The following is a 16,119-nucleotide window of genomic DNA, read 5'->3' on the forward strand; positions in this document are numbered from 1 at the left end:
CGGCCGATGCCGGGGCCGGGCGAGGCCGCTACGGTCGGGGACCATGGACGCCGCGCTCGACACCCTGCACTCTCTGCTGCCCCGCCGCCACCGCATCGTCCTGCTGGCCGTCGCCGCCGGGGGCCGCTCCGCGTCGCGCGCCGTCGGGTGCGAGGAGGCGGCCGATGCGGAGATCGGCTCGGTCTCCAAGGGCCTCACCGGCATGCTCTACTCCGACGCCCTGGCGCGCGGCGAGGTACGCGCCGACTCGCGCCTGGGCGAGTTCCTCGACCTGGGTGACGGCCCGGCCGCCGGGGTGACGCTCGGCGCGCTGGCCGCGCACCGCTCGGGGCTTCCGCGGCTGGGGCCGGCGGTCGAGGGTCCGTCCCTGCTCTCACGCACCTGGGCGATGTGGCGCCGCGGCGAGAACCCGTACGGCGAGAGCGTCGACGGCCTGCTGGCGCAGGCGCGCGAGGCCGCGGTCGGCAAGGAGCGATTCGAGTACTCCAACCTGGGCTTCGCGCTCCTGGGGCACGCGGTGGCGGCGCGCCTCGGGCTTCCTTACGGTGAGGCGCTGCGCTTGAGGGTGCTGGAGCCGCTCGGCATGCGCGGGGCGTACACCGCTGGGTCGGTGGAGGCGCTGCGGGAGGGGGCGCTGAGGGGCGTGAGCAAGCGCGGCCTGCCTCACGACCCGTGGGTGGGCGAGGGGATCGCCCCCGCGGGCGGCGTGCGCGCGACGGCGGCCGATCTCGAGGCGCTCGTCGCGGCGCTGGCGGCGGTCGGGACGGCCGATGCCGGCATCGTGCCAGGCGGCCTGCCGGTGGACCCGCTCGACGCGCCTCCCGGCGCGGCCCCGTGGGTGGGCGCCCTGGTGCCCCGCGAGCCGGTGAAGAAGCGAGCGATGCCCGGCACCCGCATCGGCCACGCGTGGATGACCTCCGCCGTCCGCGGGCGGCAGGTGACCTGGCACAACGGTCAGACCGGCGGGTTCGCGTCCTTCGTGGGCGTGGACCGCGCGGCGGGAGTGGCGGTCGGGGTCGTGTCGGCGTGCGCGTCGGGGGTGGACCACCCCGGGTTCGTGATGCTGGAGCGGCTGCGCGCCGAGGTTAGCTGACGCGCGCGGGCTCCTGCTGCCGCTGGTCCTGCGCCACCGCGGCGTCGGCGGCGTCGATGGCCTCGGCGACCGGCGCATCGGCCTTCCTGCGGCCGGCGATGAAGTGGTAGCCCAGCCCCATCACGACCATGCCGCCCACGAGGTTTCCGAGCCCCGCCCACAGCATGTTGGTGCCGAAGTCGGCCCAGGTCACGTCCACCGTCGAGCCGCCCAGCACCCCGAGACCGAAGATCGTCATGTTGGCCACGACGTGCTCGAAGCCCGACGCGATAAAGCCGAAGACTCCCCAGAAGATGACGATCGCCTTGGCGGCCTCGCTCTTCACGCGGCCGGCCGCCCAGATGGCGACGCACACCAGGATGTTGCACATGACGCCGCGGAAGAAGATCTCGCTCGGGGTGTGACTCATCTTCGCGGTCAGGGTGCCGTCCAGCATCCCGCCCGTCGCGGCGTCGCCGAAGATCCCCGACTGGATCAACACCCACGCGAGGACAAGCGAACCCAGCAGATTGCCGATGAGGATGAATGCGAGCGTCCCGAGGCCCTGCAGCCACGTGATCGTGCGGCGCAGCGCGCCCATGGGCAGGATCATCATGGCGCTCGTCGCGAGCTCCGAGCCCGCAAACACCACGAAGGTGAGCGCGATGGCGAACACTGCACCCGAGACCAGGCGAGTGGCGGGGTCACCCGCGACGAAGAACGGACCGGCGGCGGAAAACATCACGTAGACGCCACCGCCCACCCACAGTCCCGCTAGCATCGCGGAGACCAGGAAGCGCAGTGGGCTACGGGTCGCGGCGACCTTGGTGGCGGCCGCCTCGGCCTGGGCGTCGACGGCATCGGGGATCGAGAGCATGCCTACGACGGTAAGCGCCGATAGAGGCGCTGAGCAGGGCCTTTGGTCCGGTGCGCGGCCGATGCCGCCGCGATGTCAGTGGTCGGTGGTGAGATGGGTTTATGGCCGTTTCGCCCGTTTCCGTCCCGTCGTGGGAGGAGCGCGTGTTGGCGGTGTTGGGATCGGGGCATGAGGTGCGCGGGTCTCACGTGGCGGCGATGTCGGATGAGGACTTAGTCGCGCTGGGGGCCGCGGCGGGTGCCGTGCGGCGCGGGGTGGATCGCATGCTCGCGGTCGTCGCGGCGGAGCAGGCGTCGCGGTCGCGGGCGGACGTGGGGCGTGCTGGTGCGGGCCTGGCACGGCGGCGCGGTCGCGGCGACGAGCGAGGCCTCGTCGCGGGGCAGACGGGCGGGTCGGCGGCCGATGCCGGCCGGCTCATCGAGATGGGTGAGGCGCTGGTCGCGGCAGAGAGGGCCGCGGAGGGTGGCGCGGACGGTCACACCGGGAGTGGGGGCGCGGACGGGAAGGACCTTGCGGTCGAGGCCTCGCGCCCGGTGTTTGCCGAGGTAGCGGCGGCGGTGCGGACCGGCAGGCTAGGGGTGGATGCCTCGACAGCGATCACGCGAATGTTGTCCCGGGTGGCACAGCGGTGTGGCGCGGACGAGGTCGCACGGAGCGAGCGGGACCTCGTGACTGCGGCGGCGCATATGCCTCTGGAGCGGCTGTACCAACTGATCAACCGCCACGAGGCACGCCTGGATGCGGCGCATCTGGAGGAGCTTGCCGAGACGAGGCGTGCGCGAAGGTTTGTGCGCATCGGGGAGAACGCCGACGGCATGATCCGCCTGTCGGGCCAACTCGACCCCGAGAACGGCGCACCCCTCGTCGCCGTGTTGGATGCCATGGTCACCCAGAACTTTCGCAACAGGAAGAAGGCACTGGACGCGGTCAAGGCCGGCGAGGACGTGTCCGTCGATGACCGCACCCCCGAGCAGGTGCGTGCCGACGCGATGGGCGACTTCGCCCGCCACCTGGCCGGTTGCACGGTCGACGTGCTGCCCCGCGCCGGCGTGACCGTCGTGGTGCGCATGAACTATGACGACCTACTGGCCATGGCAGACCGTGACGGCGGGGCGCCCGGCGGGTGTGTCCAGGTCGACGGGCTGTCGTCGACGCCCAGCGCCGGCCAGCTGCGTCGCATGCTTGCCGGCGCTGGCATCATCCCGCAGGTCCTCGGCGGCAAGAGCGAGGTTCTTGACCACGGGCGCCGGCAACGAGACTTCTCCCCCGCGCAAAAGCAGGCCCTGCTCGCCCGCGATGGCGGCTGCGCCAAGTGTGGCGCACCACCGTCATGGTGCGACGCCCACCACATTCGGCACTGGGCGCACGGCGGCGCGACCGATCTCTCCAACGGCGTGATGCTCTGCGTGCGCTGCCACCACGACATCCATCGCGACAGCTGGACGATCCACGCCACCCCGACTGAGGTGTGGTTCACGCCACCCGCCACGATCGATCCCGCCCGTCGGCGCCGGCCGGGAGGGCGCCGACTGTTTGACGCGCTCGCGTTCGACGCGACACCGCTGGCCGACATCATCGACGCCGCCGAAAGTGATCGCCAGGGCGATCGCGCCGGCAAACGACCGCCTCCACGTGCTCGGCGGGGAACCGACGAGAGCGTCGCGTGCGCCATCGCTCCGGTGCCCAGCGTGAGCGCTCGGGCCACCCGACCGAAACGCGCTCTCAACGACCGAGCCGGGCGTGAACGGCATCCCCGCGGCCGGGCGGATGAGCTCCGGGTCGAGACCACGCTCCGCTCATGGCTTCAGCGCCATCGACCTCCGGCGGCGCATGCGGACGCGCGATCGCGATCGCCACACTTCGTGGTCGCGCCGCGACTGGGCACCGCAACCAGGCCCAAGGTCGCCGCAGGCGCCCACGGCCCGCCCCACACAGGACTGCCTCACACGGGACGGCTCCACACCGGACTGCCTTACACCGACCCGCCCTGAGTGAGCGGCGCTCCGTGTCAGCGGCGTCCGTGTGAGCGCACCGCTAGTTTTCAGTCGGCGCCCATCGGCGCTCGCCGGTGCCAGTCGTGGTCAATCGGCGCCAGTCGCGGTCAATCGGCGCCAGTCGTGATCAGTCGTGGCGGCGCAGGCTCATGGCCCGCTCGGCCTCGCGGTTGTCCTGCTTCTCGCGAAGCGTCTGACGCTTGTCGTAGTGCTTCTTACCGCGGCCGATGCCGATCTCCAGCTTGGCGCGCCCCTTCACGAAATACAGGCGCAGCGGAACGATCGTGAAGCCCTTTTCACGGGTCTTGATCAGCAGCTGGTCGATCTCGGCGTGGTGAAGCAGCAACTTGCGGCGTCTGCGCGGGGCGTGGTTGTTCCACGTCCCCTGCGTGTACTCGGGGATGTGGACGTTCTCGAGCCACGCCTCGGTGCCCTCGACGTGCACGTAGCCATCCACGATCGAGGCGCGTCCCGCGCGCAGCGCCTTCACCTCGGTGCCCCACAGGACAAGTCCAGCCTCGAACGTCTCGTCGATGAAGTAGTCGTGACGCGCGGCACGATTACTCGCGACCACCTTCAACTCATCCGCCATGACACACCTCCTCGATTCCTCGTTGCTTGGCCTACCGCCAGGGCGATCTATGAGTGTAGGCGATCGTTCAACCGAGGAGCGACATGGGGTTGGCGTGCACGCCGTTGACCCACGTCTCGAAGTGGAGGTGGCAGGCGGTCGAGGAACCGGTCGTGCCCGAATACCCGACGAGCTGTCCACGTGAGACCTTCTGTCCGCTCGACACGGCGAAGCTCGACAGGTGGTTGTAGCTCGACATGACGTAGTCGCCGCCCACCTTGCCGTGGTCGATCATCACCTGGTTACCCAGACCGAAGACGCTCTTGGCCCACTGCACGGTACCCGGCGCGGAGGCGTAGATCGGCGTTCCGCAGTACGCGCGGAAGTCCGTGCCAGCGTGCAGTCGCCAGTAGTGGAAGATCGGGTGGTAGCGCATCCCGTACGTGGATGTGATGTGCACGTTCTTCGTCGGGTACGCGAAGTAGCCGAAGGCCGTTGACGCCCCGCCAGAGCCCTTCGCTGCCTCCTCGGCCGCCTTCGCCTCGGCGGCGGCCTTCTCGTCTTCCGCATTGGACTTGCCGGCCTCGGCCTTCTTCTTCGCCTGATAGAGCGCGGCGACCTGGTCGGCAATCTCCTGCTGCGCGCGATCGTTCTCAGCCTGCTGCGCAAGGTACTCGTCGCGCTGCGACTCGAGGTAGGCCTTCGCGTCGGCGGCCTCGTCGACCTTCGCGTCGAGGGCCTTCTTTGCCTCCTGCGCCTCGGCCTCCTTGTCCTGACGCTCCTCGACCAGCTGGTCGGCCTGGGCCTTGAGCTCGGTGATGTACTCTCGCACCGCCTCCTGGCGGGCACCGCGGTTGCGGTTCACCGCGGCCAACTCGTCGAGCTCGGCGAGCGTCGAGGCCTGGACGCGGGATGCAGACTGCTGGGCCGTGAACTCGTCGACGAACTCGTCCTCATCCGCGGCGCCGAAGACGATGCCGAGGCTCTCCTCGGCAGTCCCACCCTTGTACGACTCGCGGGCGATGGCCGCAACCAGGGATTCGAGCTCGTCGACCTTCTCCTCGTCGGACGCGATCTGCTCGGTGATCGCCTCGTCCTGCGCCTCGGCAGCGTCGAGCTTGTCCGCGACGATTCCCTGCTGCACCACGGCAGCATCGACGGCGGCCTGAGCGTCGTCGAGCGCCTTCTGCAGTGCGGGAACCTGCGCCTCGAGGTCCTCGACCTTCTGCGCAGCGTCCACGATCTTCGCGTCGGTGTCCTCGAGGGCGCTCTCCAGCTCCTCGGCGCGGTTCTGCGCGGCGCTCTTGTCGGCGTTCGCGTCGGCCAGTCCGTCCTCGGCCTTGTCGATCTGATCCTGGTACTTGTCGATTTCGTCGTCGTAGTCGTCGGCGACAGCGGAGCCCGCGAGGCCGATGGCCAGGCCGCCGAGCACCGCCGTGAGCAGCACGGCGATGATGAGGATGAGGGGGCGTCGGGTCTCGGTCGTCATGCGCGCGTGTACCTATTCAGGGTGAGCAGGGACGCGGCGCCGGCCAGGCCGACCGCGATGAGGATGAGCCACGGGGCGACCGACCACACGTCCTCGCGGCCGATGTAGTCGACCCACGAGATCGAGCCGGTCAGCCAACCCTCGACGAGGTACTGGACGCCGAACCACAGCCCGCCGATCGCGAGCAGCGCGCCACCCGTGGCGGCGACCGCTCCCTCGAGCATGAACGGCAGCTGGATCAGCGACCGCGACGAGCCGACCATGCGCATGATGGTCGTCTCTCGCCGACGCGACAGCGCCGACAGCCTGATGGTGGTCGTGATGAGCAGCATCGCCGTCACCATCATGACGATGGCGAGCGCCGCAGCCACGATGGTCGCAGCGTTGAGGAAGTCGAACAGGTCGTCGAAGACCTCTCGCTGGTCGTAGACCGACTCCACGCCGGGAAGCCCCGCCGTGGCATCGGCCACCACCTGGAACTCCTCGGGGTCGGTGAGCTTCACGCGCAGCACGGGGGCGAGGTCTTCGGGCTCCAGCTGGGAGTACACGCCGGAGTCGTCGGCGGCCACGATGTTCTCGTAGACCTCCTCACGCGACTCGACGTAGACGGACTCCACGAGGTCGGACACGTTGCCGTCCTCCAGCACCGCGACGATGTCGTCGGTCTGGCCGTCGGTGACCGGTCCCGACGCGCAGTTCTCCTCATACGAGTCGGGCGGGCACAGGAAGATCGACACCTCGACCTTGCCGTACCAGGCGTCCTTCAACTGCTGCACCTGCATCTGCGTGAGCGCCGCGGCGCCCACGAAGGTGAGGGACACGAACGTCACGAGCGCGACGGACAGCGCCATGGTCGAGTTGCGGCGGATCCCGTTGAAGACCTCGCCGAAGATGAAACGCAGCCGCATCAGACGGTCTCCAGCCCGTAGACGCCGCGGTCCTGGTCGCGCACCAGCTGACCGCCCTTGAGTTCGATGACGCGCTTGCGCATCTGGTCAACGATCTCGTCGTCGTGGGTCGCCATAAGCACGGTGGTGCCCGTGCGGTTGATCCTGTCGAGCAGGCGCATGATGCCCACGGACGTGCCGGGGTCGAGGTTTCCCGTCGGCTCGTCGCACAGCAGGATGGGCGGCCGGTTGACGAACGCGCGCGCGATCGCCACCCGCTGCTGCTCGCCGCCGGACAGCTCGTGCGGCAGGCGCCGCTCCTTGCCCGCGAGGCCCACGAGCTCGAGCATCTCGGGCACGTTCTGCTGGATGTCCCGCTTGGACTTGCCGATGACCTGCAGCGCGAACGCGACGTTCTGGTAGACGGTCTTGTTGGGCAGCAGCCTGAAGTCCTGGAACACCGCGCCGATCTCGCGGCGCAGGTGCGGCACGCGCCAGCTGGACAGCCGGTTGAGGTGGCGTCCCGCGACCCAGATGTCGCCGCTCGTGGGGCGCTCCTCGCGCAGCACCAGCTTGAGGAACGTGGACTTGCCCGAACCCGACGACCCGACCAGGAAGACGAAGTCGCCGCGCTCGATCTCCACGTCGATACCGTCGAGCGCCGGGCGGGCGCCGCGGGTATAGACCTTGGAGATGTTGTCGAGTCGAATCATGTGTTCACCTGCGCGAGGGGTAGTCACGCGCTTCCGCCAGCATCGTAAGAACGCGTCAAGCGCGTCGCGGGGAGGCGCGCCGTTTGTCCGGTGCGGCGGCTACAGTCTCAGGACGGGGCAAGGGGGACACGGTGAGCAAGCGACGCATGTCACGCGGAGCGAAGGGGCTGATCGCCTCGGGCACCGTCGCGATCGTGGTCCTTGGCGGCGTCCTCGTCGGCATCGTGCGGACCCCCGACCAGGCACCGACACTGGAAGAGGCACACGCAGCGGTCGAGGAATCCCTGGAGCGCGTGCGCGCGACCTTCCCCGCCGATGCCGTCGTCGACGCCGTGAGCGAGGTGACTGAGCAGCCGTGCCCCGTGGAGGGTGGCGGCGTCATCGTCGAGCGGCACGAGTCGTTCGCCCTCGACCACGCCTTGGTCATCCGAGCGTGGGACGAGGAGTTTGCCGAGGCCTTCCCCGAGGCGGACGGCTGGTACGTCACTGCCGGTCAGGGGTCCGAGGACGATTCCCCTCTCGACCTCACCATCGTCGGCCGCGACCTCAGCGTGGTGAACGTGCGCGTGATCGTGGACGGCGACGCCACCACCGTCGAGATGACGACGACGAGTCAGTGCGCGCCGATGCCGACCACGACACCCACGCCCAGCGGCGGGTAGGAAGCGTCGGCGAGGAAGCGACGCCGCAGGGGTCAGTCCTGCTCGGCCTGCTGCTGCTTGCGCCAGCGGATACCAGCGTCGATGAGGCCGTCGAGGTCGCCGTCGAAAACGGTCTGGGGGTTGCCCACCTCGTATCCGGTGCGCAGGTCCTTGACGAGCTGCTGGCCGTACAGGAAGTAGGAGCGCATCTGGTCGCCCCACGACGCCTTGATGTCGCCGGCCAGTTCCTTCTTCTGCGCCGCCTCCTCCTCCTTCTTCAGGAGCAGCAGTCGCGACTGGAGGACGCGCATGGCGGCGGCACGGTTCTGGATCTGGCTCTTCTCGTCCTGCATCGACACGACGATGCCGGTCGGCAGGTGGGTCAGGCGGACGGCGGAGTCCGTCGTGTTGACCGACTGGCCGCCGGGGCCCGAGGAGCGGAACACGTCGACCTTGATGTCGGCCTCGGCGACCTCGATGTGGTCGGTGGACTCGATCTGCGGGATGACCTCGACGGCCGCGAAGCTGGTCTGGCGCTTGTCGGCGGAACCGAACGGGCTGATGCGGGCGAGGCGGTGGGTGCCCGCCTCGACCGAGAGGGTGCCGAACGCGTAGGGCGCGTTGACCTCGAAGGTGGCCGACTTGATTCCCGCACCCTCGGCGTAGGAGGTGTCGAGGACCTTGGTGCCGTGGCCGTGACGCTCGGCCCAGCGCAGGTACATGCGCAGCAGGATCTCGGCGAAGTCGGTGGCGTCGTCGCCGCCCGCTCCCGAGCGGATGGTGACGACGGCGTTGCGCTCGTCCCACTCGCCCGACATGAGGGTGCGCACCTCCATCGACTCGAGGTCCTTCTTGAGGCTCGCGAGCTCCGTGTCGGCCTCGGCGAGCGTGTCCTCGTCCTCGCCCTCGGTGCCAAGCTCGACGAGCACCTCGAGGTCCTCGAGGCGCTGGCGCATCCGGTCGAGCTTGTCCTTCTCGGCGTTGGCGACGGACAGCGCGCTCGTCACGGCCTGGGCGTTCTCCTGGTCGTCCCACAGGTCGGGCGCGGCGGCCTGGCTCTCGAGCTCGGCGATGCGCGCCGCGAGCTTCTCGGGGTCGCTGACGGCCTCGATCTGGTGGAAGGTCGCGTTCAGCGCGGAGATCTCTGCAGGAAAGTCGGTGGCCACGACCAGCCAGTCTAGTCGCGTGCGCGACCCCTATGCTCGGGGCCATGAGCGACGCCACCCTCACGCACGATGAGCGCAAGCCGGCCAAGGCGAGGACCCTTATCAAGATCACCCTCCCCGCCATCGCCGTCGGCGCGATGTGTGCCGTGGTGCTGTGGGCCATCGACATGGCGGCCGAGGGCGTCACGCACGTGATGTGGCACTGGCTGCCCGAGGTGGGCGGCTTCGACTCGGAGTCCTGGTGGTGGCCCATCATCGTGCTGGGCCTCGCGGGCGCCGCCGTGGGCACCATCGTGCGTTATGCGCCCGGACACGCCGGCTACGACTCCGCCACCACCGAGCTGGTCGCTCCCCCGCTTCCCCTCAAGGCCCTGCCCGGCATCGCCGCCGCCCTCATCGTGTCTCTCGGAGCCGGCGTCTCGCTGGGCCCCGAGAGCCCCATCATCTCGATCGCCGTCGGCCTGTCGGTGTGGGGCCTCGCCCGCATCCTCCCGAACGCGAAGGCGGGCCAGATCCTGCTCGTCGCGGGCGCGGGAATGCTCGGCGCCATGTTCGGCTCCCCCGTGGCCGCCGCCCTGCTGCTCACCGAGATGGTGGCCGGCATCAAGGGCCCGGGCCTGCTGTGGGACAAGCTCTTCGCCCCCGTGGCGGCGGGCGCCTCGGGCGCCCTCGTGGCCAACTGGCTGGGCATCGCCTTCATCCCCGGCGGGCTGGACGATTACGCCGGCCCCAACTGGGCCGATCTCTACGTCGGCATCCCCATTGCGCTCGGCGCCGCCGCACTCTCCCTCGCGGGGGCCTGGGCGATGCCGTACCTGTGGCACCTCCTGCGCCGCTTCCCGAACCCCATCGTGTTCACCACGCTGGGCGGCATCCTGGTGGGCATCCTCGGCGCCATCGGCGGCACCGTGTCGATGTTCAAGGGCGCCGAGCAGAGCGCCGAGATCGTCGCCGGTGCCGCCGAGTACTCCTTCTGGGCGCTGCTCGGCCTCGCCGTCGTGAAGGTCGCCGCGCTCACCGTGTCCGCCGCCGCCGGATTCCGCGGCGGTCGCATCTTCCCCGCCGTCTTCATCGGCACCGCCGTGGGCCTCGCCGGCCACTCCCTGGCGCCCGACACCTCGCTCGCCATGGCGCTGGCGGCCGGCGCGGTCGGGTCGATCCTCGCGATCGGCCGCGACGGCTGGCTCGCCATCTTCATGGGCGTCGCCCTCGTGGGCGACGTCGCCATCCTGCCGTCCATCTGCGTGATCGTGCTGCCCGTGTGGCTGATCGTCACGTCGGGACCGGAGATGCTCGTCCACCACGCGAAGCTTCCGCCCCACGCGGGCCACCAGCCGCCGGAGTAGGGCGAGGCGGGCTCAGCCCAGCCGCACGCGCGGGTCGACCGCGGCGAGCGCCACCTCGACGAGGGCGTTGAGCACCACGTAGACCACGCCGAGGATGAGCGATACCGCAGCGATCGCGTTGAAGTCGCCCGCCGCGATGGCGTTCGCGAGGTAGGTGCCGAGCCCGTTCCAGGCGAATACCTGCTCCACCACCACGAGGCTCGAGACCATCAGCCCCGCCTGTACGGCGAGCATCGACAGCGCCGGCGACGACGCGTTGCGGAGCCCGTGGCGGCGCAGGATGGTCGTCTCCGACTCCCCCATGGCGCGCGCGGTGCGGGCGAACGGCGAGGACATTGACGCGCCAAGGCCGTCGGACAGGACGCGGGCGAGCGCGACGCCGGGCGCGAGCCCGGCGGCGACGGCCGGCAGGATGAGGTGGCCGATGGCATCGGCCGCATACAGCGGGCTCGCGTGGAGGAGCCCGTCGATGACGTAGAACCCCGTGGAGTCGTCGTAGACCCCGTAGGACGTGCGGCCCGAGGCGGGAAGCAGGCCCCACGCCTGGTAGAAGACCAGGACCCCGAGCATGGCCACCAGGAACGCCGGCGCGGACGCCGCCGAGAAGAACACGAAGCGCAGCACCGCGGCCACCTTGCCGCCCAGGGCGGCCACCGCGGCAAGCACCACGGCGAGGATCACCGCGAAGCCGAGCGCCCAGCCGGCGAGCTCGAGGGTCGCTGGCAGGCGGGTCGAGAGGTCGTCGGCGATGGCGTGCTTGGTGGACAGCGAGATGCCGAGGTCGCCCTGGACGGCTCCCGTCAGGAAGTTCCAGAACTGCGTCAGGAGCGGGTCGTCGAGCCCCAGTTCGGCGCGTGCCTGCTCCACCTGCTCGGCGCTCGCGTTGGCGCCGATGTAGGTGCGGACAGGGTCGGCGTTGCCCACCTTGCCCAGGGCGAAGACCGCGAGCGCGAGGAACAGCACCACGCCCACCACGGAGGCGAGGCGACGCAGGGTGAAGGACAACATCTCAGACTCCTCGTCCGCGCAGCAGGGTGCGCCAGGCGTCGCCGGCGTAGTTGAACACGAAGGCCATCACCGTGATGGCGAGGCTGGGCATCACCGGGATCCACCAGGAACTGAGGAGGTAGCGCATCCCGTCGGCCGCCATGCGGCCGAGCTCCGGCGTGGGGGCGGGGCTGCCGAGGCCAAGGAACGACAGCGCGGCGAGGGTCATGATGACGCCGCCGATGTCGATACTCGCCGTGACAGCGACGGTGGGGCTCACGGCAGGGGCCACGTGACGGGTGAGCAGCCGCCACCCCTTGACCCCCGAGACCTGCGCGGCGGTGACGTGGGGAAGGGCCACCACCCGGCGCACCTCGCCACGCACAAGCCGCGCATACAGCGGCCACCACACGACGGCGATGCCGATGATCGCGCTGCCGAGCGTCTGGCCCAGCGCGGCGGCCATGACCATCGCGATGATGGTCGCGGGCACCGCGAGGAAGAGGTCGGTGACGCGCATGAGCGCCGAGTCGAGCCATCCGCCGCGGAATCCGGCGAGGACGCCGATCACCGTGCCGAAGGCCGCTGCCGCGAGCGTGACCACCACCGCGGCGCCCAGACTCGAGCGCATCCCGACAAGGACGCGCGACAGGATGTCCATGCCGATGGCGTCGGTGCCCAGCAGGTGGCCGTCGCTCAGCGGCGGCAGGAAGGCCTCGCCCGACGGGACCGTCGCCACGTAGGGGGCGAGCCACGGCCCGACGATCGCGAGGACCACCACCACGCCCACAGCCCCCAGGGCGAGGCGGTCGCCCAGCCCCAGGGCCGGGCCCGAGCGCCTCGCGGAGCCGTCCGCGCCACGTCGGCACGGCGACGGCGACGACGGGGCGGGCCCCGCACCGGCATCGGCCGCCGGGGCCTTCCTGACGAGGGTCCTGGCGCCGGCCGCCTCGGCGACCGCGAGTTGGATCCCCTTACGCGAGAGAGGCATCGACCAGTCTCCTTCCGTACTCCGTGGTGAGGTCGTGCGCGAGCCGCTCCCCCGGGACCGTCTCGACGATGCGCCCCGCCGTCATCACCGCGACGCGGTCGGCGATGAGCCGGGCGGCGGCGAGGTCGTGCGTCACGAACAGCACGGAGATGCCGAGCGAGTGGCGCAGGAGGCTGATGAGGTTGAGGACGGAGCACGCCACCGAGACGTCGAGGGCACTCGTGGGCTCGTCGCACAGGAGGACGGAGGGCGGGACCGCGACGGCGCGGGCGATGGCCACGCGCTGCTGCTGGCCGCCGGAGAGCTGGGTGGGCCGCGCCGCGAGCACCTCGGGGGGCAGCCCCACCAGCCCGATGGTCTTGGCCGCGAGCGCCAGGCGCGCCTCCTTGCTGAGGACGGCGCCCGTGCGGGTGTGCTCGATGCGCTCCAGCAGGATCTGCTCCACCGTGAGCCACGGCGTGAGGGAGGCCCCAGCGTCCTGGAAGACCACCTGGGTGCCCTCGCCTGCGACGCCCTGACGCGACACGGTTCCCGCGTCAGGCTTCTCGATGCCGGCGGCGATCTTGAGGGTCGTGGACTTGCCCGATCCCGACTCGCCCACGAGCGCCACCGCCTCGCGGTATCCCACCTCGAGGCTCACGTCGTGGAGCACCTGGTGCAGGCCGCGCTTGCCGCGTCCGTGGCCGCGGTAGCTCTTGGAGATCCCGTTGAGCGACAGCGACGTGCGCGTGACGTGGCTGACGAGGTGGGCGGGAGGCGTGCCGGTGGCGGCGCCGAGCGCCGCCGTCTCACCCACGAACGCGTCCCAGGTGAGCTCGCCAGCATCCCAGCGGCGCGTGAGGTCCGCCGGCACGGTGGACTCGGCCCCCGCATCGGCCATCGCCGCGACCACGGCGTCGTCGACGGGGCCGACGGGCCGCGATCTGTCGAGGTCGAGGGTGAGCCGGGACGCCATGAGCCTGCGCGTGTACTCGTGGGTGGGCGCGCCGATGACCTCGTCCACGGGGCCCTGCTCGACCACGCGTCCACGCTGCAGCACGGCGAGCCGGTCGCACATGTGGTGCGCGACACCGAGGTCGTGAGTGACGAAGATGACGCCGCAGCCGGCGTCGCTCGCGGCCTCCTTGAGCACCGTCAGCACCTCGGCCTGCACGGAGACGTCGAGTGCGGTCGTGGGCTCGTCGGCCACGAGGATCGACGGCTTGCGGGACAGCGCGAGCGCGATCATGATGCGCTGGCGCATGCCGCCGGACAGCTGGTGCGGGTACTTGCGCAGCACCAGGCGCGGGTCGCGGATCTGCACGCGCTCGAGGGCCTCGGCGGAGGCGTCGGCCGACCCCGTATAGCGGTCGAGCATGCGGCCGATGCGCATGGTGGGGTCGAGCGAGCGCATCGGGTCCTGGAACACCGTGGTGACGGCGCGGCCGCGGATCTCGCGCCAGGCGGGGTCGGTGACGGGAACGAGCGGCCGGCCGTCGATCGCCACGGCGCCGGTCGCCGTCACCGAACCGTCGGCGGGGAGGATGCCCTGCACCACCGCGCCGATGGTGGACTTACCGGAGCCCGACTCCCCCACGAGACCCAGGCATTCGCCCGCGGCGAGGGTGAGCGTGACGTCGCTGACGGCGGTGACGGTGCGGCCTCGCGCCCGGTACTGGACGGTGAGGTCGTCGATGGTGAGGACGGGGCTGGCGGTCGTCATGGTGGGCCCTCCTGGATCGCTGGTCAGGACGCGGGAGCGAGCTGGGAGAGGTCGAGGTCGATGCCGAGGACGGGGTTGCGGGCCTCCTCGACGCCCGTGACCTCGGTACGGAACAGCGCTGGCGTGTCGAGGTTGGCGAGCGTGGTCCAGTAGCCCGACCCGCTGACCTGGGCGGCGATGTCCGCGTACCGGGACCGGTCGCCGTCGGCGAGGATCGCGTCGAGCTCTCCCTCGAGCCCCTCGACCTCCGCGCCGAACAGGTCGAGGCCTCCGGCGGGCGTGTAGAAGATGCGTGCCCAGGTGTCGGGGTGCGCCGCGTCAGGCCAGTTGGTGAACAGCGTGATGTCGGGGGCGTCCTCGTCCTCCGGGGACATCGCCCAGAACACTCCCGACTCGAGCCCGACGGACTCGGTGGGGATGCCCGCGGCGTTGAGGGTGGCCGTGAGGTGATCCGCGAGGTCCTGGGCGCCCGGCAGGAACGCGGGGTAGCCGATGCGGACGTGCTCGCCCTCGAAGGCGTCGAGGCCGTGCGGGTCGTACTCGACGGCGTCCACGTTGGTGGCGGCGTCGACCATGAGCGACGGGTAGGGGCCGTCAGCGTCCGCCGCGATGGGCCCGAGCGCCGCGGCCGCGAGCGCGTCGCGGTCGATCCCCGACAGGAACGCCGTGCGCTCCTCCTGGGCGGTGAACAGGTCCGACGCGGGATTGAGGAACATGAGCGCCGCAGTCATGGAGGGGAACAGGTACGTCGAGACCTCGTCGCTGTCGCCCAGGGAGGCGAGCACCTCCTTGGTCATGCCTCCCACGATGCCGTCGAGGTCGCCTGTCTCGAGCTGCAGCTGGATGGTGGTCGCGGACTCGATCACGCGGAACGTCACGAGGTCGTACGCCGGGGCCGGCTCCCAGTAGTCGTCGTAGGCGATGAGCGAGTACGAGGAACCGCTCGCGAAGTCGGTGTACTCGTACGGCCCGGTGCCGGCGTCGTGCGTCGAGAACCAGTCGAGGCCGGCGGTGCCGGCGTGCTCCGCGAGCGCCACCGGCGAGACCATCTTGGGGCCGAACGGCGAGGCGAGGTAGTCGAGGAAGGAGTCGTTGGGGGCGTCGAGGGTGAGGACCACCTCGTGGTCGCTCGGCGTCGCAATGTCCGTGACGCCGGCGACCATATAGCCGGGCCCCGCCGCGCCGATGTCGAGGCGGCGCGCGAACGACGGCTCGACCGCGGCGGACGTGAACTCAGTGCCGTCGTGGAAGGTGACGCCCTCGCGCAGGTGGAACGTGTAGGTCAGGCCGTCGTCGCTCACCGACCAGTCCGTCGCCAGCTCGGGGGCGATGGTGGGCTCGTCGGTGCCGGTCGCGTACCCCACCAGGCCCTCGTAGGCGGAGTTGACGAGCGTCATCTCGTAGCCGTTGTAGGCGGTGTCAGGGTCGGGTGCGGGGATGTCGCTCGCGAGCGCGAGCGTCAGCGCCGTCGCGTCGGTGGCGACGACGGACGCTCCCCCCACCTCGGGCAGCTCGCCGGCGGGCAGCTGGCAGGCCGCGAGCCCCAGGGCCGCGGCGGCGAGGCCGAGTGCGGCACGGGCGGTGAGCGAGAATCTCACGGTTCCTCCTGAGGGCTTTCCCTGTCGGACAAGTGCAACCTATCGGCCGCTAGTTACATACCGTCGCGCGCCCGGTTGCGGTCAT

General features: G+C 70.6%; 14 protein-coding genes. 4 read left to right on the forward strand and 10 right to left on the reverse strand.

Translation table 11 applies throughout. From position 1 onward, the window contains the following. Window positions 1–43: 43 nt before the first annotated feature. Complete coding sequence (locus tag B7K26_RS08830) at window positions 44–1,093, forward strand: serine hydrolase (protein WP_084078794.1); 1,050 nt, start codon at window positions 44–46, stop codon at window positions 1,091–1,093. On the opposite strand, the gene B7K26_RS08835 is transcribed toward B7K26_RS08830, so the two are convergent. Next, complete coding sequence (locus B7K26_RS08835; RefSeq protein WP_084078796.1) at window positions 1,086–1,949, reverse strand: formate/nitrite transporter family protein; 864 nt, start codon at window positions 1,947–1,949, stop codon at window positions 1,086–1,088. The two genes, B7K26_RS08830 and B7K26_RS08835, sit on opposite strands and share 8 nt — an antisense overlap. Before the next feature lie 101 nt (window positions 1,950–2,050). On the opposite strand from B7K26_RS08835, the gene B7K26_RS08840 reads away from it, so the two are divergent. Beyond that, window positions 2,051–3,940 (forward strand): HNH endonuclease signature motif containing protein, encoded by a 1,890-nt coding sequence (locus B7K26_RS08840; RefSeq protein WP_084078798.1) that lies wholly within the window; start codon window positions 2,051–2,053, stop codon window positions 3,938–3,940. A gap of 130 nt (window positions 3,941–4,070) precedes the next feature. Here B7K26_RS08840 and smpB read toward each other — a convergent pair whose 3' ends face one another. The 4 genes from smpB to ftsE form a co-directional block, all read right to left on the reverse strand. Next, window positions 4,071–4,535, reverse strand: coding sequence for an SsrA-binding protein SmpB (gene smpB / locus B7K26_RS08845; protein ID WP_084078800.1), 465 nt, complete (start codon window positions 4,533–4,535; stop codon window positions 4,071–4,073). Window positions 4,536–4,602: 67 nt separating this feature from the next. Beyond that, window positions 4,603–6,003 (reverse strand): peptidoglycan DD-metalloendopeptidase family protein, encoded by a 1,401-nt coding sequence (locus tag B7K26_RS08850; protein WP_084078802.1) that lies wholly within the window; start codon window positions 6,001–6,003, stop codon window positions 4,603–4,605. After that, entirely contained in the window at window positions 6,000–6,911 is a 912-nt protein-coding gene (gene ftsX, locus B7K26_RS08855) for a permease-like cell division protein FtsX (protein ID WP_084078804.1), read from the reverse strand. The genes B7K26_RS08850 and ftsX overlap by 4 nt, the downstream gene beginning before the upstream one ends. Further along, entirely contained in the window at window positions 6,911–7,603 is a 693-nt protein-coding gene (gene ftsE / locus B7K26_RS08860) for a cell division ATP-binding protein FtsE (protein ID WP_084078805.1), read from the reverse strand. Before ftsE ends, ftsX begins: the two co-directional genes overlap by 1 nt. 131 nt (window positions 7,604–7,734) lie before the next feature. Here ftsE and B7K26_RS08865 point away from each other — a divergent pair, with 131 nt between their 5' ends. Continuing rightward, window positions 7,735–8,265, forward strand: coding sequence for a hypothetical protein (locus tag B7K26_RS08865; RefSeq protein WP_143340613.1), 531 nt, complete (start codon window positions 7,735–7,737; stop codon window positions 8,263–8,265). 32 nt (window positions 8,266–8,297) lie between these two features. Here B7K26_RS08865 and prfB read toward each other — a convergent pair whose 3' ends face one another. Then, window positions 8,298–9,410, reverse strand: coding sequence for a peptide chain release factor 2 (gene prfB, locus B7K26_RS08870; protein WP_084078809.1), 1,113 nt, complete (start codon window positions 9,408–9,410; stop codon window positions 8,298–8,300). 44 nt (window positions 9,411–9,454) lie between these two features. Here prfB and B7K26_RS08875 point away from each other — a divergent pair, with 44 nt between their 5' ends. Beyond that, a complete protein-coding gene (locus tag B7K26_RS08875; protein ID WP_159449653.1) occupies window positions 9,455–10,756 on the forward strand; it encodes an ion channel protein in 1,302 nt (433 codons plus the stop codon). A 12-nt stretch (window positions 10,757–10,768) separates the two neighbouring features. Here the strand turns inward: B7K26_RS08875 and B7K26_RS08880 are convergent, their stop codons facing one another. Genes B7K26_RS08880 through B7K26_RS08895 form a run of 4 tightly spaced genes read right to left on the reverse strand, consistent with a single transcriptional unit; the run spans window position 10,769 to window position 16,034 of the window. After that, entirely contained in the window at window positions 10,769–11,764 is a 996-nt protein-coding gene (locus tag B7K26_RS08880) for an ABC transporter permease (protein ID WP_084078812.1), read from the reverse strand. Window position 11,765: 1 nt separating this feature from the next. Continuing rightward, a complete protein-coding gene (locus B7K26_RS08885; RefSeq protein ID WP_084078814.1) occupies window positions 11,766–12,734 on the reverse strand; it encodes an ABC transporter permease in 969 nt (322 codons plus the stop codon). Beyond that, complete coding sequence (locus tag B7K26_RS08890) at window positions 12,718–14,436, reverse strand: ABC transporter ATP-binding protein (protein WP_084078816.1); 1,719 nt, start codon at window positions 14,434–14,436, stop codon at window positions 12,718–12,720. The genes B7K26_RS08885 and B7K26_RS08890 overlap by 17 nt, the downstream gene beginning before the upstream one ends. Before the next feature lie 23 nt (window positions 14,437–14,459). After that, complete coding sequence (locus tag B7K26_RS08895) at window positions 14,460–16,034, reverse strand: ABC transporter substrate-binding protein (protein ID WP_084078818.1); 1,575 nt, start codon at window positions 16,032–16,034, stop codon at window positions 14,460–14,462. Window positions 16,035–16,119 lie beyond the last annotated feature (85 nt).

The sequence above is a fragment of the Demequina sp. NBRC 110057 genome, from assembly GCF_002090175.1.
Lineage (GTDB): Bacteria > Actinomycetota > Actinomycetes > Actinomycetales > Demequinaceae > Demequina.